Below are 22,277 nucleotides of genomic sequence, written 5' to 3'. Positions count from 1 at the left end.
GTCAGGTGGGAACTTCCTCCAAGGGCGGACCCTTGGCCTGAAGTTCCCACCTGACCCGGGTGGGGTGGCTGACGGGGCTCGAACCCGCGACATCCAGAATCACAATCTGGTGCTCTACCAGCTGAACTACAGCCACCATCGCCGTCCTCGCGGACAGCGTCATCGACCTTACCCTGAGGGGGGTCGAGTCGGGAAATCGGCTGGTGGGCCGTCAGCCGACCGGGGACAGCCCGGCCGCCGCCTGCTTGACCTCGTCGGTGGTGGGGCCGGGCTGGGACACGAACGCAGTCGAGCGGTAGTACTGCAACTCACGGATCGATTCCTTGATGTCCGCCAGCGCGCGGTGCGACATGCCCTTCTCGGGCTGGCCGAAGTAGATGCGCGGGTACCAGCGCTTGCACAGTTCCTTGATGGAGCTGACGTCGATCATCCGGTAGTGGAGGTAGCTGTTGAGCTCCGGCATGTCCCGGGCGATGAACCCGCGGTCGGTAGCGATCGAGTTGCCGGCCAGGGGAGCGGAGCCGCCCACGGGCACCCACTGGCGCACGTAGTCCAGCACCGCCTTCTCGGCCTCGGCCAGCGTCACGGTGGATTCGCGGATCTCCTCGGTCAGGCCGGAGGAGGCGTGCATATCGCGGACCACGGGCAGCATCGCGTCGAGCTTGGTATCAGGGGCGTGGATGACGATGTCCACGCCCTCGCCCAGGATGTTGAGCTCGGAATCGGTGACCAGCGCAGCGATCTCCACCAGCGCGTCGGAGCTGGTGTCCAGGCCGGTCATCTCACAGTCGATCCAGACGATCCGGTCGTTCTTGGACTCCTGGTGGGGCGTGGACGCGGACGACGGACTTGACGGCTGGGAAGAGGTCGATTCTGGCATTATTCGACTATATCCGCCGACCACGGACGTCCCTCGTCGTGCAACAGCTCGACGACCGCGTCTCCGCTCAGCTCGCCTGTCCGAGGACGACCGGCCCGCGCGCCCCCGCAGGTCAATCGCAATCGGACAGGCCGATCGTCGGCCGGCAGGTGAATCGGGCCCCCCAGGGCCGATCAGGCCTCGGCCTGGCCCTCGCCGAGCTTGGCGTAGAAGCGACCCACGACGGGCGCCATGATCCCGCGCGGGGTGTAGTTGCCGGCCACGGACATGACCTGCCCGAGCGGCCCCGGCACGACACGCATCTTGTTGCGCGCGAGGGCGTCGAGCGACACCCGGGCCGTGTAGGCGGTGTCCACCCAGAGACGGTCGGGAACCAGGCGGTCGACGAAGGTCTTGTCCTCCTCGGCGATCTCCTCGGTGCGCACCGGGCCGGGCGCCAGCAGCGTGACGTTGACGCCGGAGCCCTTGAGTTCGCCGCGCAGCGATTCGGAGAAGGTGTTGAGGAACGCCTTGCTGGCCGCGTAGGTGGCGTTGTTGGGGACGGGCATGTTACCCGCGGCCGAGCCGACGTTGAGGATGGCGCCGGAATGCCGCGCGACCATTCCCGGCAGCACCGCCAGCACGAGGTCGTGGCAGGCCACGGCGTTGACCTGAACCTGGTGCTTCTCGTACTGCGGGTCGAGTGAGGCGATGGGCCCGAAGGTGGCGATGCCGGCGTTGTTGCACAGGATCGAGATCTCGCGCCCGGCCAGCTCGTCGAGCAGCGGCTGCCGCGCGGCGGGGTCCGCGAGATCGCAGGAGCGCACCTCGACGGACACGGTGAACTCGGTCTCGAGCCGGGTCTTGAGCTCCTCGAGCACCTCGCCGCGCCGCGCCACCACGATGAGCGAATGCCCGCGGCGGGCGAGTTCGGTGGCCAGTGCCATGCCGATGCCGGAGGAGGCGCCGGTCACGACGGCACGGTTCGACGCGGTGGGCAGGGGCAGCGACATGGTGCGTCCTCGGTTCTCAGGAATGTGCGGGGCAGTGCCCGAGCGTACCGCCAAAGCCCCGTCCCGCCGGATAGCGTGGCCCCTGTGAATCAATCGAAGCCCGCAGGTTCGTCGCCGGTGAACGCGCACTCCGCCGCTGCCTCGTCGTCGTCGACTCGCCCCCACGCAGCGACCCGCGGTCAGGTCTTCGCCTGGGCGATGTGGGACTGGGGTTCGGCCGCGTTCAACGCGGTGATCGTCACCTTCGTGTTCTCGGTCTACCTCACCGATTCGGTCGGAAAGGACCTGGCGGAGCCGTTCTCGGCCGCGACGTGGCTGTCGATCGCGATCGCAATGGCGGGCCTGGTCATCGCGCTCACCGCGCCGGTGATGGGGCAGCGTGCCGACCGCGGCGGGCGTCGGCGCCGGTCGTTGGCCCTGTGGACGTACCTGACGATCGCGCTCACCGCGCTGATGTTCCTCGTCGACTCGGGCTCGCCCCATCCGTGGTTCTGGGTGGGACTGGTGCTGCTGGCCGTCGGATCCATCACCTTCGAGTTCGCCGAGGTCTCATACTTCGCCATGCTGCGGCAGGTGTCCACGCCGGCCACTGTCGGTCGGGTGTCCGGCTTCGGCTGGGCGATGGGCTACTTCGGCGGCATCTTCCTCCTGCTCGCCGCGTTCCTCGGTTTCATCTCCGGCGAGGGCGACGAGCGTGGCCTGCTCGGTATCCCGGTCGACGGCGGCCTCAACGTGCGGATGGTGTGCCTGGTCGCCGCCGTGTGGTTCGCGGTGTTCGCGCTGCCGGTGCTGTTGACTGTGCCCGAGAACCGGCCGAAGGAGAGGAACGACGACGACAACGACGCCAACTCCGGCTTCCTCGAGTCGTATCGCATCCTCTGGGCCGATCTGAAGGCGCTGTGGGCGCGCGATCCGCGGACGGTGAAGTTCCTCATCGCCAGCGCGATCTTCCGGGACGGGCTCGCGGGGGTGTTCACCTTCGGTGCGATCCTCGCGGTGACCGTGTACGGGCTGGCGCCTGGAGACGTGCTGATCTTCGGAGTGGCGGCGAACGTGGTGGCGGCGCTCGGGGCGGTGGCGGCCGGTTACCTCGACGACCGGGTCGGGCCCAAGGCCGTGATCGTCGGCTCGCTGGTGGCGATGCTGGTGACCATGGCCGTGCTGTTGTTCGTCGACGGCACCGCCATGTTCTGGATCTTCGGTCTGCTCATGTGTCTGTTCGTGGGGCCGGCGCAGTCGGCGTCGCGCTCGTTCCTCGCCCGCCTGGTCCCGCCCGAAAGTGACGGTCAGATGTTCGGGCTCTACGCCACCACCGGGCGCGCGGTCTCGTTCCTCGCGCCGGCCCTGTTCGGGCTGTTCACCTGGGCGTTCAGCGCCGACCGGGCGGGTATCGCCGGGATCGCGCTCGTGCTGCTGGTGGGGTTGCTCCTGCTGCTACCGGTACGTACCCCGACCAGTGTCGAGACCTCGGAGCACTGGGCCGAGGACCCCTCGACGCCGTCGGCCTGACAGTGCGCCGCCTCGTCTGGCCTGCCGCTGCCAGGGCCAGCGAATGTCAGTCGAGGTCGTCGAGGCGGGCGAAGACAGCGGCGGCGTCGTCGACGATGTCGGAGAAGCCAGCGGCGCGGAGTTCGTCGTCGCCGATCCCGCCGGTGCGCACCGCGATCGAGCGGATGCCGAGCTTGGTGGCGGCGATCGCGTCCCAGGTGGCGTCGCCGACCATGACAGCATCTGAGGCGTCGACACCCGAGCGCTCCAATGCGATCGCCACGATGGTCGGATCCGGTTTGGCCTGGTCCACGTCCTCGCCCGTGGTCACGGCGTCCACGAACTCGTCCACGTCCAGCAGTGCGCGTGCCTCGCGGAACTCCGACGGCGGAGCGGATGTGGCGAGCACAGTGATCCATCCGCGCTCACTGGCCGCGCGCACGAGATCGCGGGCCCCCGGAAGCAGGCGCAACGATTCAGCGGCCTCGGCGTAATACCGGCTGTGCAGATCCTTGGCCCGGCTCGCTATGCGGTCGCGTTCCTCGTCGTCGTCGACCCCCGCCGCCTCGAGCAGCTCCGCGACCAGGGTTCCGCCGTCCTTGCCGATCCGACGATGAACCTCGACGTGGGGGACCGTTGCGCCCGCCTCGTCGAGGGCACGGTGCCACGTCGACACGTGCACGTACGTGGAGTCGACCAGGGTGCCGTCGACATCAAGGAGGAGAGCGCGGCGACCCGCGCCCCGGGACCCGGTGGGCGCTGACTCTGACATGTCACGACCGTGCCTCCGTGCGGGGCCGCTGGCAACCGGTGGAGGACTGGTTCGGCGGCGACGTTGCCGCGAGCGGCATCCGAGCTGGATCAGTGCCGACCGGTGGCAGGGGACCGGCGGCGCGCGCACGCTCGGGACATGACACGTTTCGGCTACACCCTCATGACCGAACAGTCCGGCCCAAAGGAGCTCGTGCGCTATGCCGCGGCCGCCGAACAGGCGGGATTCGATTTCGAGGTGGCGTCCGACCACTACTTCCCGTGGCTGTCCTCGCAAGGACACGCTCCGTACGTCTGGAGCGTGCTCGGGGCAGTCGCGCACGTGACCGAGCGCGTGGACCTGTGCACCTACGTGACGTGCCCGATTCTGCGGTACCACCCGGCCGTGGTGGCGCAGAAGGCCGCGACCGTGCAGATCCTCGCCGACGGACGGTTCATGCTCGGGATCGGCTCCGGCGAGAACCTCAACGAACATGTGGTGGGGCAGGGGTGGCCTGCGCTGGATGAGCGGCACGAGATGACCGTCGAGGCGTTGGAGATCATCCGCGAACTGTTCGACGGCGGTCTCGTCACCTACTCGGGCGAGCACTACCGCGTCGATTCGGCCCGCCTGTGGGACCTGCCCGAGAAGCGTGTGCCGATCGGGGTAGCCGCGGGCGGGGAGAAGGCGCTCGAACGGTTGGCGCCGCTGGCCGATCACCTCATCGCCACCGAACCCGAGGCCGCGTACATCGAGGGATGGAACGCGATGGAGGAGCGGCCGAAGATCGGGGACGGCGCACGGGCGATTGCCCAGATCCCGATCAGTTGGGATCCGGACTCCGAGAAGGCGGCGGTCGAGCGAGCGCACGACCAATTCCGGTGGTTCGCTGGCGGGTGGGCGGCCAACGCCGATCTGCCCACGACTGCCGGGTTCGCCGCGGCGACGAAGTTCGTGCGGCCCGAGGACGTTGCGGACCAGCTGGCCTGCGGGCCGGATCTCGATGCGATCGTGGAGAAGGTGCGGCCGTACTGGGAGGCGGGGTACACCGATATCGCGCTGATCCAGATCGGTGACTCGACGCTGGACCGGTTCCTGGCCGAGGCGGCGGACCCGCTGCTCGCGCGGTTGCGGGAGGCGTCGGTCTGACCGCAGGCTCTGTCGACAAGAGGGTTCCGCGCACTCCTCACTCGACCGATGTGCGCTGAACGCTCTTCGCGATGGCGACGGCGATGGCGACGGCAGTCGCGCCCCCGAGAGGATTCGAACCCCTGACCAGCCGGGTAGAAACCGGATGCTCTATCCACTGAGCTACGGAGGCATGCGGCGCCTGCAGGAGGCGTCGCCGGAAGAATGGTAGCCGATGCAGGGGGACCGCCGAGAAGGAGCGAATCGCCGTCGAGGCATCGGGCTTCTTACGATGGAGGTCATGACGTCGTCGAAGTCCACTCCCGCCATTCTCGGACGGCTGGGAGCCCGCGGTGCGGTTCTGCTGGTGCTGCTCCTAGCGGCCGTCGCCGCGGCGGTGGTCATTCCGCTGTCGGCCATGTCCACCGATGTGGCGCTGGAGATGATCGGCGTGCCCGACCCGGGGGTGCTGACCACCGCCGGGCTGCCGGCGATCCGCGCGATCGGTGAGCTGCTCGCGTCCGTCGCGGTGGGCACCGCGTTGTTCGCGGCGTTCTTCACTCCGCCGCAGAAGGACAAGACGCTCGACGTCGACGGCTACCGCATGCAGCACATCTCGTCGTGGGCGAACATCGCCTGGGCGGTCGCGGCGGCGCTTCTCATCCCGCTGACCCTGTCCGATGTCTCAGGTCGGACCTTCGTCCAGTCCCTGCCGCCGGACCAGTGGCTGGTGGCGATCAATCAGATCGACGTCGCGTCCTCGTGGCGCTGGGCCGCGGTGATCGCCGTGGTCGCCGCCATCGGCCAGCGACTCACGTTGAGTTGGCGCTGGTCGACGATCTGGCTGGCCGTCACGGTGCTGTCTCTGCTGCCCGTGGCGGCCACGGGCCACGCCTCCGGCAGCACGGCCCACGACATCGCCACCAACTCGCTGATCATCCACCTGTTCAGCGCCACGTTCTACGTCGGCGGTCTCGTCGCGGTGATCATCCACACCATGCGCGGCGGCACCCGGGTGGCGTTGGCCCTGCGCCGGTACTCGGTGGTCGCGACCGTGGCGATCGCCGCCCTGGCGTTCACCGGTGTGATCAACGCGATGGTCCGCCTGCACCCGGCCGACCTGTTCTCCTCCACCTACGGCCTGTTGGTGGTGGCCAAGGCGCTGTTGTTGTGCCTGTTGGCCCTGTTCGGGCTCGCGATCCGGCGCCGCATCATCGCCAAGATCGAGTCGACGAACGCCAATGCGCCGGTCGACCGCGGCACGCTGCTGCGGATCGTCCTGGTCGAATCCGCCGTGATGGCGGGGACCATCGGCCTGTCGGTGTCGTTGGGTCGCACCCCACCGCCCGCGCCGTTGTACGTGCCCACCCGCCAGGAGGCGCTGCTCGGCTTCGAGCTTCCGGGACCGTTCTCGTTCGAGACGGTCTTCGGCCTCTGGCGCTTCGACCTCGTCCTTGGCCTGGTGTCCGTGGTGCTACTCGGCCTGTACCTGTGGGGCGTGATCCACCTGCGTCGGCGCGGGGACTCGTGGCCCGCGGGCCGGACGTTCTTCTGGGTGGCGGGCTGCGTGACGTTGTTCATCACCACCAGCTCCGGCCTGGGGATGTTCATGATGGCCGACTTCGCCAGCCACATGGTGGGCCACATGCTCATCTCGATGTTGGTGCCGGTCCTGCTCGCCCTCGGTGGTCCGCTGACCCTGGCGCTTCGTGCGCTCCCGGCGGCCGGTCGCGGCAATCCGCCGGGGCCGCGCGAGTGGATCGTCGAGTTCATCAACAACCCCATCTCGCGCTTCCTCACCCACCCGATCGTGGCGTCGATCCAGTTCGTGGCCGGCTTCTACCTCATCTACTTCGGCGGGTTCTACGAGACGCTGGCCTCCGAGCATCTGGGCCACATGTTCATGAACGTGCACTTCCTGATCAGTGGCTACCTGTTCTACTGGGTGATCATCGGGGTCGACGCGGCGCCGCGGCAGTTCACGTCGATGTACATGATGATGGTCCTGCTGTCCTCGCTGCCGTTCCACGCCTTCTTCGGCATCCTGCTCATGAATTACCCCACGGTCCTGGGAGAGGGCTGGTACTCCGGCATCGGGCTGCCCTGGATCCCCGACCTTCTGCAGAGTCAACGGGTCGGCGGCGGCGTGGCCTGGGCGATGGGGGAGATACCCCTGTTCATCGTCATGATCGCGCTCGCCTGGCAGTGGTACCAGAGCGATATGCGCGAGGCGCGGCGCTCGGAGCGACAGGCCGAGCGCGACGATGACGCCGAGCTCAAGGCCTATAACGAGATGCTCGCGCAGATGGCCAAGGCGGACCGCCGGCACTGAGGACGCGCACTTCGTCGTCGTCGGGGTCCGTTCTTCCACACCCGTCGTCCCTGTCCACAGGGACGTCACCACGAGCGGTGAGGGCAAGGGGTGACGACGACGACGTCGTGCACTGTTGCGGTCAGGTGGCCGGCGCCCGGTCGGTCCCGACGACACAGGAGAGTCCCCATGAACGAGACCCAGACGACCGTCCGCGGCACCATCATCACCGATCCCGTCACCCGGCGCGTGGGCGACGACGAGGTGTTCACATTCCGCGTCGCCAGCAACACCCGCTACCAGGACCGTAGCTCGGGGGAGTGGAAGACCGGCGGCACGCTGTACTTCTCCGCGAACTGCTGGGGCAAGCTCGCGCAACGCACCGCGGGGCGGCTGTTCAAGGGGGACGCGGTGCTCGTCCACGGGCGGCTGCTGACCAACGAGTACGAGCGCGAGGGGCGTGTGCAGCGGGACCTGGAGATGCGGGTCAGCGCGATCGGGCCGGACATGTCGCGCATGGACGTCTCGGCCCGACGATTCCGGTTCGGTCCGGTCGAGCCCGGGCCCGGCGGTCCTCAGGAGGATGGCGAAACCGGGGCGGATGCGATGTCGCTCGGATCGGTGTCGGGCGACGACGCGGACGGAGAGTCGTCCGGAGACACGGACGCGCTGGGTCTGCGCGGGCTGGACGCTGCCGCCCCGGACCTCTCGGAGGAGCGGTCCGAGATGGACGAGATGGCAGCGGCCACACCCGCCTGACTCCGCTGTGCGAGCCGGGCCGCGGGCAGCCACGTAATATGGGGGTCGTGCCCGCGGCCCACCCGCGGCGATGAGAACTGTTTTCGCAGGTGAGAGGGTAGAATGGCCGAGTTTATTTACACCATGAAGAAGGTCCGCAAGGCGCACGGGGACAAGGTGATCCTCGACGACGTCACGATGGCCTTCTATCCCGGTGCGAAGATCGGCGTCGTGGGGCCGAACGGCGCCGGTAAGTCCTCCATCCTCAAGATCATGGCGGGGCTCGACCAGCCGTCCAACGGCGAGGCGTTCCTCGACCCGGAGGCCACCGTCGGCATCCTCATGCAGGAGCCGGTTCTCGACGAGTCCAAGACCGTCAAGGAGAACGTCGAGGACGGGCTCGGCGAGACGATGGTCAAGCTGCGCCGGTACAACGAGGTCGCCGAGGAGATGGCGACCAACTACACCGACGAGCTCATGGAGGAGATGGGCCAGCTCCAGGAGTACCTGGACGCCGTCGACGCCTGGGAGGTCGACTCGCAGATCGAGCAGGCCATGGACGCCCTTCGCTGCCCGCCCGGGGACTCGCCGGTCACCAACCTCTCCGGTGGCGAGATGCGCCGCGTGGCGCTGTGCAAGTTGCTGCTGAGCAAGCCCGACCTGCTGCTGCTCGACGAGCCCACCAACCACCTGGACGCCGAGTCCGTGCTCTGGCTGGAGCAGCACCTGGCCGCCTACCCGGGCGCCGTCATGGCCGTCACACACGACCGCTACTTCCTCGACCACGTCGCGCAGTGGATCTGTGAGGTCGACCGCGGCAAGCTGCACCCCTACGAGGGCAACTACTCCACCTACCTGGAGAAGAAGGCCGAGCGTCTGGAGGTCCAGGGCAAGAAGGACCAAAAGCTGCAGAAGCGCCTCAAGGCCGAGCTCGAGTGGGTTCGCTCCGGCGCCAAGGCCCGGCAGACCAAGTCCAAGGCCCGTCTGGCCAAGTACGAGGAGATGGCCGCGGAGGCGGAGAAGCACAGGAAGCTGGACTTCGAGGAGATCCAGATCCCCACGCCGCCGCGCCTGGGCAACGTCGTGGTCGAGGTCAACGACCTGAAGAAGGGCTTCGACGACCGCGTCCTGATCAAGGACCTGACCTTCACGTTGCCGCGCAACGGCATCGTCGGCGTCATCGGCCCGAACGGCGTCGGTAAGACCACGCTGTTCAAGACCATCGTGGGCCTCGAGGAGCCGGACGCCGGCACCGTGCGCATCGGCGACACGGTCAAGCTCAGCTACGTCGACCAGAACCGCGCCAACATCGACCCGGAGAAGTCGGTGTGGGAGGTCGTCTCCGAGGGCAACGACTTCATCGAGGTCGGCCAGAACGAGATGCCGTCGCGCGCGTACGTGAGCGCCTTCGGATTCAAGGGCCCGGACCAGCAGAAGAAGTCCGGCGTCCTGTCCGGTGGTGAGCGGAACCGCCTCAACCTGGCGCTGACCCTCAAGGTCGGCGGCAACCTGATCCTCCTGGACGAGCCGACTAACGACCTGGACACCGAGACGCTCGGCAGCCTCGAGAACGCGCTCGAGGACTTCCCCGGCTGCGCCGTCGTGATCTCGCACGACCGATGGTTCCTGGACCGCACCTGTACCCACATCCTCGCGTGGGAGGGCAACGTCGAAGAGGGCCAGTGGTACTGGTTCGAGGGCAACTTCGAGGGTTACGAGAAGAACAAGGTCGAGCGTCTCGGCGCGGACGCCGCACGCCCGAGCCGCGTCACCCACCGCAAGCTCACACGGGACTGAGCGCGATGAGTGCCCCCATCGCGGCCGACGCGGACGGAACGAACACGGCCGACGCCCCGGACGGGACGTCGGGTCCTGTGCACCGGGTCCGGATCCCGTTGCGTATCTCGGATTTTGTGGGGATGCACGTGAACAACGTGCGTTTCCAGGAGTTCTCGCAGGACGCCAGGCTCATGTGGTTCCGCGAGAAATTCGACGTCCCCGGCTCGCGCGTGCCGATCGCGTTGGCCCGGTGGATGGAGATCGACTTCCGGCGCGTCATCGGGATGGGCGTCCCGGAGGTGTGGGTGGACGTCCAGGTCCTGCGGGTGGGACGGACCTCGTTCACCATGCGGACCGCTATCGGCTCGGAGGACACGGGGCCCGAGCCGTGCGCGATCGTAGACACGGTTCTCGTGGTCGCGGCCGCTGACGAGGTCACGACAATGGAGATCACCCCCGAGGAGCGTCGTGCGCTCCTCGGGGCAGGCTAGGGGGCGGGTATGAGTACCGGCGACGAGGCGACCGACAACGGAGTCTTCCGCTGCACCCTGCAGGTGCGGTGGGCTGACTTCGACCAGTTCGGTCACGTCAACAACGTCAAGTACATCGAGTACGCGCAGGAGGCGCGGATCCTGTTCTCGCGCAGCCGCTTCAGCCCGTTCGGCCTGGGCAACCTCGCCCAGGTGGTGCGCCGGACCGAGATCGACCATCTTCGCCCGGTGCTCCGGGACTCCGCCACGGTTGACGTGGAGATCGAGGTCGTGCACGTCGGGACCTCCTCGTACCAGATCCGGCAGACGATCCTGGATGCCGCGGGCGACGTGTGCTGCACGTTGCACGTGGTGATGGTCGCCTACGACGTCGCCTCGTCGTCGTCCGTCGAGATCCCGGCCACGGTGCGCAACGTGCTCGAAGCGGCCCGGCAGCGGGCCGCGATCACCGAGAAGGAGTCGGCCGGATGAGCGAACAGCTCGTCTTCGACACCGGCGGACCGCTGGGCGTCTCGGGCGAGCCCGGCCGCATGGTCTACACCGCAGCGATGCCCGTCCGGTGGTCGGACCAGGATCTTTATCACCATGTCAACCACGCACGGATGATCACGCTCATCGAAGAAGCGCGCATTCCGTGGCTCTTCGAGGAGGGCACCCCCACGTCGACTCTCGCCGCGGGAGCGGTGATGACCGATCTCGCGGTGAAGTACCGCGGGCAGATCAAGCACGCCGATGGCCCGATCCGCGTGCGCATGTGGTGCGAGAAGGTCGGGGGAGCGCTGTTCGTGGCACGCCATGAGGTGCGCGGACGTCACACACCCGACTCCGAGCCCCCGTCGGTGGACTGCACGGCGAGGATCGCCGCGTTCGACCTGCAGACCCAGCGGCCCCGGCGGTTCACCCCGGCCGAGCGCGAACACCTACTGCGGTTCCATCACAAGGACCCCTCGTGACGGAGGCCGGTCCGCGAGACGGCATGATCCGTGTTCCCGCGCCCGCCGACCGCGACGACCTGCGTACCCTGCTGCGCCGGGTGCTCAGGCTGGACGAGGCGGCGGTCGTCCGGCTCACCACGGCCGGTGACGGACGGATGCGGGTGTGGGCGCGCACCCCGTTCGGGCCGCTGGTCGTGCGTGTACTCGCTGGGGACTGCCCCGGTGGTGACGTGGTGTGCGGCGCGGACCACCTTCTCACCGAGCTGGATCTCCTGCCCCGTGGGGACAGCGAAGGCCGGGTCGACCCCGGTTTGCCGCTGCTGTCCGCGTGGCAGGGGCTGCTGCCTCCGACGGACGGGTTCCAGTTGGTCGAGGACGTCCCCGCCCAGGTGCTGCTGGACCTCACCGAATCCGGCCGCACCGTGGCGCAGGAGAACGCCGGACCCGCCGGGTTGCCGCCGTCACTGCTCGACCAGGAGGCGCTCACGGTTCGCTCGGACGGCAGTAGTCCTCTGGGCATCGATATGCGAACCGTGTTCTCCCTGGTCATGTGTGGCTTCGTCCCCGAGCGGGGTGGCCGCGCCCCGGAGGGCGAGCCGGTCAGGGTCAGCGAGCGTGGGGCGTGGCTGCGCATCGACGCGCGCTACGGCACGGTGTACCGCCGCACCGACTCACTCACTCTCGAACCACTGAGATGACTCCGCAGGGGTTCTCGGTCGCCTGGCCGGGCCGGGGCGAGCCGTCGCCACCGGGCGCACACGGGCCCGCCCCGCGCCTCTGTGCTGCCCTCCCGGCGCAGGTAGGCGGCCCGACGGGCCGTTCTGCCGAACGATCCGCTGCACCGGCTCGGGGGGCCGTGCTCGTAGGCGACGGTGCTCGGCTCGCCGAGGCCGCCGGTGACCTACAGGAGCTCGGGCTGGGGCCGGTGGGCACCACCCAGCTGGCGTATCTCGACCCGCCCTATAACCGCGGCGGCAGCTTCAACGGTTATGACGACAACATGCCCCGGCACGAGTGGCTCGCCTACATCGAAGAACGCCTCGTCGTGGCGCGAGAACTCCTCGCCGAGACCGGGACCATCTGGGTGCACCTCGACGACGCGGAGGCGCATCGGGTGAGATGCCTGCTCGATGAGGTGTTCGGCGTCGAGGCGTTCATCGCCGACCTCACGGTGGAGAGCAACCCGAAGGGCCGCCAACTCGATCGATTCTTCGCCGGTTCCCACGACCGCCTGATGGTGTACGCGCGGAACCCGGAGAAGGTGGTACTGGACGGGGGTATCGCCGCCGCGGTCAACCCGGCGGACTTTCCGCACGTGGACTCCGACGGGGTGAACTTCCGGCTTCTGCCGCTACGAAACACCAACAAGCGCTTCAACCCGCTGACGACCCCCACCATGACGTACCCGCTCTACGGGGATCCGGAGACCGGTGCCGTCGCGGTGGATCCCGGGCCCGGAAAGGTCGAGATCCTGCCGGTGTTCGGCGACCTCACGCCGGCGGTGTGGCGTTGGTCCCGGGATCGCGCCGTCGAGCGCGTGGACGAGCTGGTGTGCCGGACGGTGCGAGGCCGCTCGGGCACACGCATCGACATCTATCAGCGGGACCGGCACGAGGTGGGTCGGATCAAGAAGCTCAAGACCATCTGGCTGTCCCAGGAGGTGGGTTCGACGGACACCGCCCGCGCCGAGTTGCGCGCGGCCGGCGTCGACGGCTTCCGCACCCCCAAGCCCGAGGCGCTGATGCGACGCATTATCGAACTGTCGACCAGGCCCGATGATCTGGTGGTGGACCTGTTCGCCGGGTCGGGCACGACCGCGGTCGCCGCCCGGGACCTCGGCAGGCGCTGGATCGTGGTCGAACGTAATCCGGACACGGTCCGCGACGTCGTCCTGCCGAGGCTCGGCCTCCAAGGATCATGACCGGGCTCAGCGGAGCATGACGCTGCCACCGTCCACCATCAGGGTCTGCCCCGTCATGTAGGAGGCATCCTCGGATGCGAGGAAAACGGCCACCCGGCCGATGTCGCCCTCCGGGTCACCGAACCGGCGCATGGGGGTGCCGGCGAGGAGCTTCTTCTCGATTCCCGGGTTGGCCTCGATGTAGCTCTCCACGCCTTCGGTGAGCGCCAGCGGCGAGATCACGTTGACGTTGATCCCGTCCCGGGCCCACTCGTTCGCCGCGACGCGGCTGATGGCACGGATCGCCTCCTTGGCCGCCGCGTACGAGCCCTGGGTGGGATGGCCGTTGATCCCGGCGCCGGAAGCGAAGTTGATCACCGACCCACCGCGCTCCGCCAGCTGGGCGTGCGCGGCCTTCATCAACCAGAACGTGGGGTAGAAACCGGTGTTGAACGACAGGTCGAGCATGTCCTGGGTCGTCTCCAACAGCGGGGCCTGCTGAGAGGCGTGCGCGTTGTTGACCAGGATGTCGACCCCGCCGAACTCCTCGACCGCGGCGGCGACGATCTTCTCGGCGTTCGCCTCGACCGAGATGTCGACACTCAGGAAGCGGACCTTCTCGCCGAGCTCGTCGACGAGCGCCGCGCCGGCTTCGTCGTTGATGTCCACGGCGAGGACGGAGGCGCCCTCCTTGACGAACGCGCGGGTGATGCCGCGGCCGATCCCGCCGGCCCCGCCGGTCACGATGGCGGTCTTGCCCGAAAGTCGCATCTCTCGATTCCTTCTTCGTCTCAGTTCCGGAGCCACACGGCGGTGTCCGGTGGCAGGTGGTCCCCGTCGAGCGGTCCCGAGGACAGGACCACATCGCCGGTCGGAAGTGGCACCGATCGACGGGATGTGTTGATCATGCACACGACCGGGCCGTCTTCGCGCCGGAATTCCAGACACCCGTCAAGTTTCCTGGTCCAGTGCACATCGGGTGTGGTCGGGGCGGGCCAGGAGTGGCGGATCCGGATGGCCTTCCGGTACAGCGCCAGCGTCGAGTCGGGGTCGGAGTCCTGGGCCGCGACGGTGAGACCCGCCCAGGTCTCGGGCATCGGCAGCCACGTCTCGTCGGCGGCGGAGAAACCGTAGGGCGGACGCAGCCCGGCCCAGGGCAGCGGCACGCGGCAGTGATCGCGTCCCAGCTCGGCGTGGCCGGTGCGTTCCCAGGTCGGGTCGGTGAGGCGGTCGTGCGGGATCGAGAAGTCGCTGGGCAACCCGAGTTCGGCACCGTTGTAGACGAACGCGATGCCGGGCAGTGCCAGCGTGACCAACAGCATCGCGCGGGCCCGGGAGAGCCCCACGTCGCCGTTGCCGTAGCGGGTCACCTCGCGCACGACATCGTGGTTGGACAGTGCCCACGTCGGGGCCGCCCCGGAAGCACGCGCGGCCTCGAGGCCGGAGTCGATAGCCGTGCGGATGGCATCGGCCTCGAACGGCGCGTCGGTGAGGGCGAAGTGGAAGGCGAAGTGCAGTTCGTCGGACCGGAGGTAGCGGGCGAACCTCTCGACTGGGCCGACCCACACCTCGCCGAACGCGGCGGTGCCGGGGTACTCGTCGAGGACGCGACGGATGTGGCGGTGCACGTCGTGGACGCCGGGGCGGTCCCAGCGGGCGTCACGGGCGTCGACGACGAGCTGGGCGATCTCCAGATCGTCGGGCAGGTCCGCGAGTTCCGCCGGTTTGGCGAGTCCGTGGGCCACATCGATCCGGAACCCGTCCACCCCCAGATCCAGCCAGAACCGCAGAGTGCGCTCGAGGTCGTCGGCGACCTCCGGGTTCGACCAGTCCAGATCCGGCTGCTGCGGGGCGAACAGGTGGAGGTACCACTGCCCGGGCGTGCCATCCTGATCGGTCACGCGGGTCCAGGCCGGCCCCCCGAAGACTGACGGCCAGTTGTTGGGCGGTTGCGTGCCGTCCTCTCCTCGGCCGTCGCGGAAGATGTAGCGGGATCGCTCGGGGCTACCCGGTCCGGCGGCGAGCGCCTCGATGAACCAGGGGTGCTCGGAGCTGGTGTGGTTCGGCACCAGGTCCATGATGAGGACCATCCGCCTGGAGTGCAGGGCATCGACGAGGCGGCCCAGCGTGTCGACGTCGCCGAACAACGGGTCGACGTCACGGGGATCGGAGACGTCGTAGCCGTGGTCGACGCCGGGGGAGCGCATGATCGGCGAGAACCACACGCCGTCCACGCCCAGGGACTCGAGGTGGCCGATGCGGTCGATGACGCCCTGCAGGTCACCGACACCGTCGCCATCCGAGTCGGCGAATGACCGTGGGTAGATCTGGTAGAGAACCATCTCCTCCCACGGGCGCGGCGCGTGGGGCCCGGGATTCATGCGATGTCGGGGCTGTTGACCAGCATTGCGGCGGCCCGCGTGAGGTAGTCGACCAGCGCCGCGCGGTGCTCGTCATCCAGTGTCTCGCTGTCGATGGTGTCGACCGCGGCCATCATGTGCTTCAGCCAGGTGTCGTGCGCGGTCCGGTCGATCACGTAGGGGTGGTGCCGCATCCGTAGCCGCGGGTGCCCGCGCTGCTCGGAGTAGGTGGTGGGCCCGCCCCAGTACTGCTCGAGGAACATCCGAAGTCGGTCCTCGGCGGGTCCGAGATCCTCCTCCGGGTACATCGCCCGGAACTCCGGATCTTCTCCCACGCCCCGGTAGAACTCGTGGACTAACTTGCGGAAGGTCTCCGCGCCGCCGACCTCGTCATAGAACGTGCTGCTGCTCATGGGCTCCATTGTCCAGATCGGGAGCGGAACGGGGGCCGGACGTCCGTCACGGGTGTGGGGCGTCCGGGGGCGGGCTCCTCCGGATCTCCGACGCATAAGTCGTACGAAGAGTTCACCGAAGGTGCATCATCGTTGCAGGCGAGGTTCATCGCGGGCCCGGTCGACCATGGTGCACTGGGCTCGAAGAGACGAGCGGAGACCACACATGGGCACTGCAGTGCGCGAGAACTCGGAGTACCGACAACGGGTGTCACGACGCCCCGGCCGGCTCGAACCCGTGCCCGATGCCCGCTCCGAACCCTCCGCGCGCGCCCGGCCGGTCACGCTCGCGGCGGCCCCTCGTGTCCTCCTGCTGAACGCGAGCTACGAGGCGCTCACCGCGCTGCCGGCCCGTCGCGCGGTCGTGATGCTGATCGGCGGCAAGGCCGATGTGGTCCATGACCACCCGACCGAGGTCGTGGTCCGATCCGTGGGGACGTCGGTGAAGGTGCCCTCGGTGATCCGGCTTCGCGAGTACGTCCGGATCCCGTACCACGCGCAGATCCCCATGACGCGCGCGGCGCTCATGCACCGGGACTCACACCGCTGCGGGTACTGCAACGCCCGCGCCACCACGATCGACCATGTGATCCCGCGTAGTCGGGGCGGGGCACACGGCTGGGAGAACTGCGTGGCCTCGTGTGCGCCGTGCAACCACCGCAAGGCCGACAAACTGCTCTCGGAACTCGGCTGGGAACTGCGGGCGCCGCTGGTCGCACCTCGCGGTCGTACCTGGCGGCTGGTGTCCCAGTTGCGGGAGATCGGCCCCCACTGGGAGGACTACCTCTACCTCGACGCCGCCTGATCCCCGCGGCGTCCGACGGCCCCGGGGCCGGGTCAGTCGGACTCGGCGGTGTCGACCGTGCGCGCTGCCAGGGCCCGGGTCATGTCGGCGGACTGCTCGGCGATGATGCGGCGTAACGCGGCCGGCTTCGTCGCATCGGCGATCACCGACTCGAACCGTGCGACGGTCTGGGTGTCCACGGCCCACGACGGGAAGATCCCCTCGGCGACGGTCTGCGCGAGATCGCCCGGGCGTGCGGCCCACAGTGTGGTCACGTCCTCGAGATAGCGCTCGCACAGCCCGGACAGCAGGTGCTCGTGCCCGGGCAGGTCGATGCCGAGCAGCGTCGCGCGCACGATCGCATTACTCGGGGCGTCGGCGCCGGTCGCCAGCAGCAGCTGCTCGGCCTCCTCCTTGGCCCCGACGGTGGGCCGGGCGGCGCGCGCCGTGGCGGCCCGTCGGGCGCCACCTGCGGTGTCATCGGCCGCGAGTTCGGCATCGATCCGCTCGGAGTCCTCTGCTCCCGCGGCCACCAGCGCGGTGAGCGCGGTCCACCGCAGGTCCGTGTCCACGACGAGACCGGGCAGTCCCGCCTCGTCGGCACCGGCGTCGAGGAGTGTCTCCAGAGCCCGGCACTGGTCGGCCCCGATGGGACAGGCGCACAGTGCGGTGAGGAACGCGAGCTGATGGTCTGACCCCGGCTCGGCGGCCCGGGCGGCCTCGAGCATCGCGCGGGAGAAGGTCTTCCAGCCGGTGGCCGCGGCCCAGTCGGGGTCGGCGTAGCGGGCCAGTGCGGTCTGCGCCTGCGTGAGCACCCGCTGCACCACGCCGATGTGAGGTTCGCGCGGCGCGGCACGAGAGACCACCTCGACGAACCTGCGCGCCGGCAGTCGTGCCTCCCGGGTCATCTCCCACAGCGCCGACCAGCACAGCGTGCGGGCCAGGGAATCGGAGATGTCCTCCAGCGAGTCGAGGACGGTGGCCACCGAGCGATCGTCGAGGCGGACGGAGCAGTACGTGAGGTCGTCGTCGTTGGGCAGGATCAGGTCGGGGACGGGCTGGCCGGCGAGGTCGCCCACGACCGTGCGCTCGTCGTGGATATCCAGCTCGGCGCGGGCGGTACGAACCAACTCGCCGGAGTCGTTACGGCTGTAGAGGCCGACGCCCAGCCGGTGTGTGCGCAGCTCCCCGGCGCCGGGGGCGGCCGGGCTCTGGAGCACGGCGAGCTCGGTGATGGCGCTGCCGGAGTGGGCGACCTCCACCGAGATCGGGTTGATGCCGGTCGTGCGCAGCCACTGGTCGGCCCAGCCGGAGAGGTCGCGACCGGAGGACTTCTCGAGCGCCGACAGGAGGTCGTCGAACTGGGCGTTACCGAAGGCGTGTTCGGTGAAGTACGTGCGGAGGCCGGTGAGGAACGGCTCGCGACCCACGTACGCCACCAGTTGCTTGAGTACCGAGGCGCCCTTGGCGTAGGTGATGCCGTCGAAGTTGGCCTCGACCGTCTCCAGGTCCGTCATGTCGGCGGCCACCGGGTGGGTGGACGGCAGCTGGTCCTGGCGGTACGCCCACGACTTCTCGACGTTGGCGAAGGTGGTCCAGGCGTCCGTGTACTGCGTGGCGTCGACCTGGGCGAGCACCGAGGCGAAGGTGGCGAACGACTCGTTGAGCCACAGGTCGTCCCACCAGCGCATGGTCACGAGATTGCCGAACCACATGTGGGCCATCTCGTGCAGCAGTGTCTCGTTGCGGCGTTCGTAGCGGTAGCCGGTGACCCGGGACCGGAACACGTAGTCCTCGAGGAACGTCACCGCGCCGGAGTTCTCCATGGCGCCGGCGTTGAACTCGGGCACGAAGATCTGGTCGTACTTGCCGAACGCGTACGGCAGTCCGAACTCGCGGTGATAGAAGCCGAAGCCCTCCTTGGTCTCCGCGAACAGTCGCTCGGAGTCGAGGTGTTCGGCCAGCGACGCCCGGCACAGCAGCCGTAGAGGGATGGTTCCGTGCTCGTCGCGGTAGGAGTCCTCCACCACGTGGTACGGGCCCGCGATGAGCGCCACCAGATAGGTCGACATGACCTCGGTGGGCGCGAAGTGGTGCACGACGCCGCCGCCGTCGGCCGGCGACTGCTCGGCCGCGGTGTTGGTCACGACGACCCAGTTCTCGGGCGCGGTGACCGTCAGCGTGTAGCGGGCCTTGAGGTCCGGCTGGTCGAAGCAGGCGAAGACCCGCTTGGCATCCGCCGTCTCGAACTGCGAGTAGAGGTAGACCTCGCCGTCGGCCGGGTCGACCATCCGGTGCAGACCCTCACCGGTGGTCGTGTACTTCAGATCCGCATCGACGACGAGTTCGTTCGAGGCCTGCAGGTCCGGGAGCGTGAGGCCCACCTCGTCGTCGTAGTTGTTCCCCTCCCCGGCCGGGAACAGTTCCCGGCCGTTCAGTACCGCCGACCGGATCACCGCGGAGCGCAGGTCGACGAACGTCTCGGCACCCGGTCGGTTGCAGGAGAACCGCACCACGGTGCGCGAACGGAACCGGTCCGATCCCGGGCCGCCGTGCCCGTCGGTCAGGTCGACCTCCACCTCGTACGACTCGACGGAGAGCAGCTCCGAGCGGGCGGCGGCGTCGGCGCGGGTGAGGTTGAGCGAGCGCATGGTGGGGATCCTCGGTTCCTTCGGAAGACGGCTACGGCATCAGGTCTACCACTCGCCCCCGAACGAAACCGGTGGTGGCGGCGACCGGGGTGGACGGGGAAGATGGGGTCATGACCACCAGCACGCAGTCCGCGCCCGTCTCCGTCGACTTCTGGTTCGACCCGTTGTGCCCCTTCGCCTGGGTGACCAGTCGGTGGATCCTCGAGGTGGAGAAGGTCCGCGACATCACGCTGACCTGGAACGTGATGAGCCTGTCCGTCCTCAACGATGGACGCGACCTGCCCGAGGACTACCTGGAGAAGATGAAGCTCGGCTGGGGCCCGGTGCGGGTGGCGATCGCCGCCGCGAAGCGCCACGGCCAGGGGGTTCTCGGAACGCTCTACACCGAGCTCGGCACCCGCATCCACGACCAGGGCCGGGGGATCGGGGACCCGGCCGTGATCGCCGAGGCGCTCGAGGCGGCCGGCCTGGACGCCGACCTCGCCGTCGCGGCGGGGACCGACGAGTACGACGACGAGCTGCGCGCCTCGCACCACAGGGGAATGGACCCGGTCGGCGACGAGGTCGGTACCCCGGTCCTGCACGTCGACGGAACGGCCTTCTTCGGCCCGGTGCTCACGCGCATCCCGCGTGGCGAGGAGGCCGGCCGGGTCTTCGATGGCGCCGCGCTGCTCGCCGACTTCCCGTACTTCTTCGAGCTCAAGCGCAGCCGCACCGAGGACCCGCGGTTCGACTGAGCGGGTCCGGCGTGATCTCGGGGGAGGACCTGCTCGCCGGGGACACTGGCTATCGGCCTCCGACCCTGAGTGCACCGGGCGTCGCCTCCACCGCGCGTTCCCGGCACGGCAGCACGTGGCAGAATCTTCCGCATGCGCATCTACCTGGGAGCGGACCACGCCGGCTTCGAGACCAAGAACGCCATCGCCGAGCATCTGAACGCCTCCGGGCACGAGGTGATCGACTGTGGCGCCCACATCTACGACGCCGAGGATGATTACCCGGCCTTCTGCATCGACGCCGCCGCCAAGGTCGTCGCCGACCCCGGCAGTCTCGGCATCGTGCTGGGCGGCTCCGGCAACGGTGAGCAGATCGCCGCGAACAAGGTGCCCGGCGCCCGCTGCGCTCTGGCCTGGAGCGTCGAGACCGCTCGACTGGCCCGCGAGCACAACAACGCGCAGCTGATCGGCCTCGGTGGCCGCATGCACTCCCGCGAGGAGGCGCTCGCGATCGTCGATGCGTTCCTCGACCAGGAGTGGTCCGGGGTCGAGCGCCACCAGCGCCGCATCGATATCCTCGCCGAGTACGAGCGCACCGGGGTCGCTCCCGAGGTCCCGTCCGCGCCCGGAGCCTGAGGCACGGAGACAGAGAACCGGAACCCGATACACCGTGCCCGAGGGGCATACCCTCCACCGACTGGCCCGCCTGCACACCCGGTACTTCGCAGGCGGGCCCGTCCGTGTGTCCAGCCCACAAGGGCGGTTCGTCGACCATGTCGTCGTCGACGGACGGTACTTCGACCACGCCACGGCGACGGGCAAGCACCTCTTCCACCACTACGAGGGTGGCCTGGCGGTACACATCCACCTGGGCCTCTACGGCTTCTTCGACACCCACCTCGTCGAGGACGGGGCCGAGCCGCCCGCGCCTGTCGGGCAGGTGCGGATGCGCGTCGGTGGGTCGGGGGAGGCAGCTAGGGGCGGCCCGGCCCACGTCGTGGACCTGCGGGGCCCCACGAGGTGTGAGGTGGTCGACGACGACGGCGTCGCCGACGTCCGCGACCGGCTGGGCCCCGACCCGCTCGACCCCGACGCCGACCCGGAGCGGGCGTGGGCGCGGATCCGCCGCAGCTCCCGCCCGATCGGCGCGCTGCTGATGGACCAGAAAGTCCTGGCCGGTGTCGGCAACGTCTACCGCGCTGAAGTGTTGTTCCGTGCGGGCATCGACCCGTTCCGGCCGGGCACCGCGATGCGCGAGGCCGAGTTCCGTGCGATGTGGGACGACCTCGTGGCCCTCATGGCGGTGGGCGTCGACACCGGCGCGATCCACACGATCCGTGACGAACACGACCACGGGGACCTGCCGCGGCGCGGAACCGACCGGCCGCGGAACTACGTCTATCAGCGCGACGGCTGGGAGTGCCGGGTCTGCGGGACAGAGATCGCGCTGCAGACGATGGAGGCCCGCACGCTGTTCTGGTGTCCCACCTGTCAGGCGGGGCGGGGGAGCGCGTCCAGATGACGGATGCCCCGCGCGGTCGGCGATCGACCGGGCGGGGCATCGTGTGGAGCGGGTGACGGGAATCGAACCCGCGTATTCTGCTTGGAAGGCAGAGGCTTTACCATTAAGCTACACCCGCATCGGCGGCGTGACCTGGTGTTTCATCCCCGGTCCCGCGCGTGCTCCGCCAACACTACCGGACGGTCGCGAAGCCCCCAACTCCCGGGCCGCGAACTCGGAATCGGCGCCACGTCGGGCCTGTCGTACACTGGGAGAGTTGGTTTAACGGCCCGGCAGGTTTCCCGCGCGCGACGTGGGGTGGCCGGCCGCGCGACTCACCGGGATGTGGCGCAGCTTGGTAGCGCATCCGCTTTGGGAGCGGAGGGTCGCAGGTTCGAATCCTGTCATCCCGACCAGCGG

21 protein-coding genes and 4 tRNA genes are annotated in these 22,277 nt (G+C 68.8%); 15 read left to right on the top strand and 10 right to left on the bottom strand.

Annotated features, from left to right (window positions below):
- Positions 1 to 60 precede the first annotated feature (60 nt).
- The 3 genes from ACWIFB_RS10555 to cmrA form a co-directional block, all read right to left on the bottom strand.
- Positions 61 to 136, bottom strand: a tRNA-His gene (locus ACWIFB_RS10555).
- Positions 137 to 211: 75 nt separating this feature from the next.
- Positions 212 to 880: an oligoribonuclease gene (orn, locus tag ACWIFB_RS10550; RefSeq protein ID WP_454058213.1), complete on the bottom strand. Its 669-nt coding sequence runs from the start codon at positions 878 to 880 to the stop codon at positions 212 to 214.
- Between the two features lie 173 nt (positions 881 to 1,053).
- Positions 1,054 to 1,872 carry a mycolate reductase gene (gene cmrA, locus ACWIFB_RS10545; protein ID WP_452099315.1) on the bottom strand — a complete coding sequence of 273 codons (819 nt, stop codon included), beginning with the start codon at positions 1,870 to 1,872 and terminating at the stop codon, positions 1,054 to 1,056.
- A gap of 198 nt (positions 1,873 to 2,070) precedes the next feature.
- On the opposite strand from cmrA, the gene ACWIFB_RS10540 reads away from it, so the two are divergent.
- Positions 2,071 to 3,381: an MFS transporter gene (locus ACWIFB_RS10540; RefSeq protein ID WP_454058253.1), complete on the top strand. Its 1,311-nt coding sequence runs from the start codon at positions 2,071 to 2,073 to the stop codon at positions 3,379 to 3,381.
- Positions 3,382 to 3,427: 46 nt separating this feature from the next.
- Here ACWIFB_RS10540 and ACWIFB_RS10535 read toward each other — a convergent pair whose 3' ends face one another.
- Positions 3,428 to 4,132: an HAD family hydrolase gene (locus ACWIFB_RS10535; RefSeq protein WP_454058212.1), complete on the bottom strand. Its 705-nt coding sequence runs from the start codon at positions 4,130 to 4,132 to the stop codon at positions 3,428 to 3,430.
- A 138-nt stretch (positions 4,133 to 4,270) separates the two neighbouring features.
- On the opposite strand from ACWIFB_RS10535, the gene ACWIFB_RS10530 reads away from it, so the two are divergent.
- Positions 4,271 to 5,260, top strand: a complete 990-nt coding sequence (locus ACWIFB_RS10530) for a TIGR03557 family F420-dependent LLM class oxidoreductase (RefSeq protein WP_454058211.1) — start codon at positions 4,271 to 4,273, stop codon at positions 5,258 to 5,260.
- 99 nt (positions 5,261 to 5,359) lie between these two features.
- Here the strand turns inward: ACWIFB_RS10530 and ACWIFB_RS10525 are convergent.
- Positions 5,360 to 5,432 (bottom strand) — tRNA-Arg (locus tag ACWIFB_RS10525).
- A 108-nt stretch (positions 5,433 to 5,540) separates the two neighbouring features.
- Here ACWIFB_RS10525 and ACWIFB_RS10520 point away from each other — a divergent pair.
- The 8 genes from ACWIFB_RS10520 to ACWIFB_RS10485 all read left to right on the top strand — a co-directional run bounded on the left by ACWIFB_RS10520 (position 5,541) and on the right by ACWIFB_RS10485 (position 13,414).
- Positions 5,541 to 7,571 carry a cytochrome c oxidase assembly protein gene (locus tag ACWIFB_RS10520; protein ID WP_454058210.1) on the top strand — a complete coding sequence of 677 codons (2,031 nt, stop codon included), beginning with the start codon at positions 5,541 to 5,543 and terminating at the stop codon, positions 7,569 to 7,571.
- Between the two features lie 168 nt (positions 7,572 to 7,739).
- Positions 7,740 to 8,309, top strand: coding sequence for a single-stranded DNA-binding protein (locus ACWIFB_RS10515; RefSeq protein ID WP_454058209.1), 570 nt, complete (start codon positions 7,740 to 7,742; stop codon positions 8,307 to 8,309).
- Positions 8,310 to 8,411: 102 nt separating this feature from the next.
- Entirely contained in the window at positions 8,412 to 10,085 is a 1,674-nt protein-coding gene (gene ettA / locus ACWIFB_RS10510; RefSeq protein ID WP_452099337.1) for an energy-dependent translational throttle protein EttA, read from the top strand.
- Between the two features lie 5 nt (positions 10,086 to 10,090).
- A complete protein-coding gene (locus tag ACWIFB_RS10505; protein WP_454058208.1) occupies positions 10,091 to 10,558 on the top strand; it encodes an acyl-CoA thioesterase in 468 nt (155 codons plus the stop codon).
- Between the two features lie 9 nt (positions 10,559 to 10,567).
- The gene (locus tag ACWIFB_RS10500; protein ID WP_452099339.1) at positions 10,568 to 11,029 is read left to right on the top strand and encodes an acyl-CoA thioesterase; all 462 of its coding nucleotides are present in this window, start codon (positions 10,568 to 10,570) and stop codon (positions 11,027 to 11,029) included.
- Positions 11,026 to 11,511, top strand: coding sequence for an acyl-CoA thioesterase (locus tag ACWIFB_RS10495; RefSeq protein WP_452099340.1), 486 nt, complete (start codon positions 11,026 to 11,028; stop codon positions 11,509 to 11,511). The genes ACWIFB_RS10500 and ACWIFB_RS10495 overlap by 4 nt, the downstream gene beginning before the upstream one ends.
- Positions 11,508 to 12,191 carry a hypothetical protein gene (locus ACWIFB_RS10490; protein ID WP_454058207.1) on the top strand — a complete coding sequence of 228 codons (684 nt, stop codon included), beginning with the start codon at positions 11,508 to 11,510 and terminating at the stop codon, positions 12,189 to 12,191. The genes ACWIFB_RS10495 and ACWIFB_RS10490 overlap by 4 nt, the downstream gene beginning before the upstream one ends.
- A gap of 158 nt (positions 12,192 to 12,349) precedes the next feature.
- A complete protein-coding gene (locus ACWIFB_RS10485) occupies positions 12,350 to 13,414 on the top strand; it encodes a site-specific DNA-methyltransferase (protein ID WP_454058206.1) in 1,065 nt (354 codons plus the stop codon).
- 6 nt (positions 13,415 to 13,420) lie between these two features.
- On the opposite strand, the gene ACWIFB_RS10480 is transcribed toward ACWIFB_RS10485, so the two are convergent.
- The 3 genes from ACWIFB_RS10480 to ACWIFB_RS10470 are packed head-to-tail and all read right to left on the bottom strand — an operon-like array spanning position 13,421 to position 16,166.
- Complete coding sequence (locus ACWIFB_RS10480; protein ID WP_452099343.1) at positions 13,421 to 14,164, bottom strand: SDR family NAD(P)-dependent oxidoreductase; 744 nt, start codon at positions 14,162 to 14,164, stop codon at positions 13,421 to 13,423.
- 20 nt (positions 14,165 to 14,184) lie between these two features.
- Positions 14,185 to 15,774, bottom strand: a complete 1,590-nt coding sequence (locus tag ACWIFB_RS10475) for a glycoside hydrolase family 13 protein (protein WP_454058205.1) — start codon at positions 15,772 to 15,774, stop codon at positions 14,185 to 14,187.
- Entirely contained in the window at positions 15,771 to 16,166 is a 396-nt protein-coding gene (locus tag ACWIFB_RS10470; RefSeq protein WP_344989529.1) for a globin, read from the bottom strand. The genes ACWIFB_RS10475 and ACWIFB_RS10470 overlap by 4 nt, the downstream gene beginning before the upstream one ends.
- Before the next feature lie 205 nt (positions 16,167 to 16,371).
- Here ACWIFB_RS10470 and ACWIFB_RS10465 point away from each other — a divergent pair, with 205 nt between their 5' ends.
- The gene (locus ACWIFB_RS10465) at positions 16,372 to 17,010 is read left to right on the top strand and encodes an HNH endonuclease (protein WP_454058204.1); all 639 of its coding nucleotides are present in this window, start codon (positions 16,372 to 16,374) and stop codon (positions 17,008 to 17,010) included.
- Between the two features lie 32 nt (positions 17,011 to 17,042).
- Here the strand turns inward: ACWIFB_RS10465 and pepN are convergent, their stop codons facing one another.
- A complete protein-coding gene (pepN, locus tag ACWIFB_RS10460) occupies positions 17,043 to 19,640 on the bottom strand; it encodes an aminopeptidase N (RefSeq protein WP_454058203.1) in 2,598 nt (865 codons plus the stop codon).
- A 110-nt stretch (positions 19,641 to 19,750) separates the two neighbouring features.
- Here pepN and ACWIFB_RS10455 point away from each other — a divergent pair, with 110 nt between their 5' ends.
- The 3 genes from ACWIFB_RS10455 to ACWIFB_RS10445 all read left to right on the top strand — a co-directional run bounded on the left by ACWIFB_RS10455 (position 19,751) and on the right by ACWIFB_RS10445 (position 21,878).
- On the top strand, positions 19,751 to 20,377 hold the full coding sequence (locus ACWIFB_RS10455; RefSeq protein ID WP_452099347.1) for a mycothiol-dependent nitroreductase Rv2466c family protein: 627 nt from the start codon (positions 19,751 to 19,753) through the stop codon (positions 20,375 to 20,377).
- Between the two features lie 132 nt (positions 20,378 to 20,509).
- Positions 20,510 to 20,992, top strand: coding sequence for a ribose-5-phosphate isomerase (locus tag ACWIFB_RS10450; RefSeq protein ID WP_452099348.1), 483 nt, complete (start codon positions 20,510 to 20,512; stop codon positions 20,990 to 20,992).
- A gap of 34 nt (positions 20,993 to 21,026) precedes the next feature.
- Complete coding sequence (locus tag ACWIFB_RS10445; protein ID WP_452099349.1) at positions 21,027 to 21,878, top strand: Fpg/Nei family DNA glycosylase; 852 nt, start codon at positions 21,027 to 21,029, stop codon at positions 21,876 to 21,878.
- A gap of 44 nt (positions 21,879 to 21,922) precedes the next feature.
- On the opposite strand, the gene ACWIFB_RS10440 is transcribed toward ACWIFB_RS10445, so the two are convergent.
- A tRNA-Gly gene (locus ACWIFB_RS10440) sits at positions 21,923 to 21,996 on the bottom strand.
- Between the two features lie 200 nt (positions 21,997 to 22,196).
- Between ACWIFB_RS10440 and ACWIFB_RS10435 the strand changes: the two genes are divergently transcribed.
- Positions 22,197 to 22,273, top strand: a tRNA-Pro gene (locus ACWIFB_RS10435).
- Positions 22,274 to 22,277 lie beyond the last annotated feature (4 nt).

It is taken from the genome of Dietzia sp. NPDC055340 (genome assembly GCF_053645335.1).
This window is presented reverse-complemented; position numbering and strand designations above follow the sequence as displayed.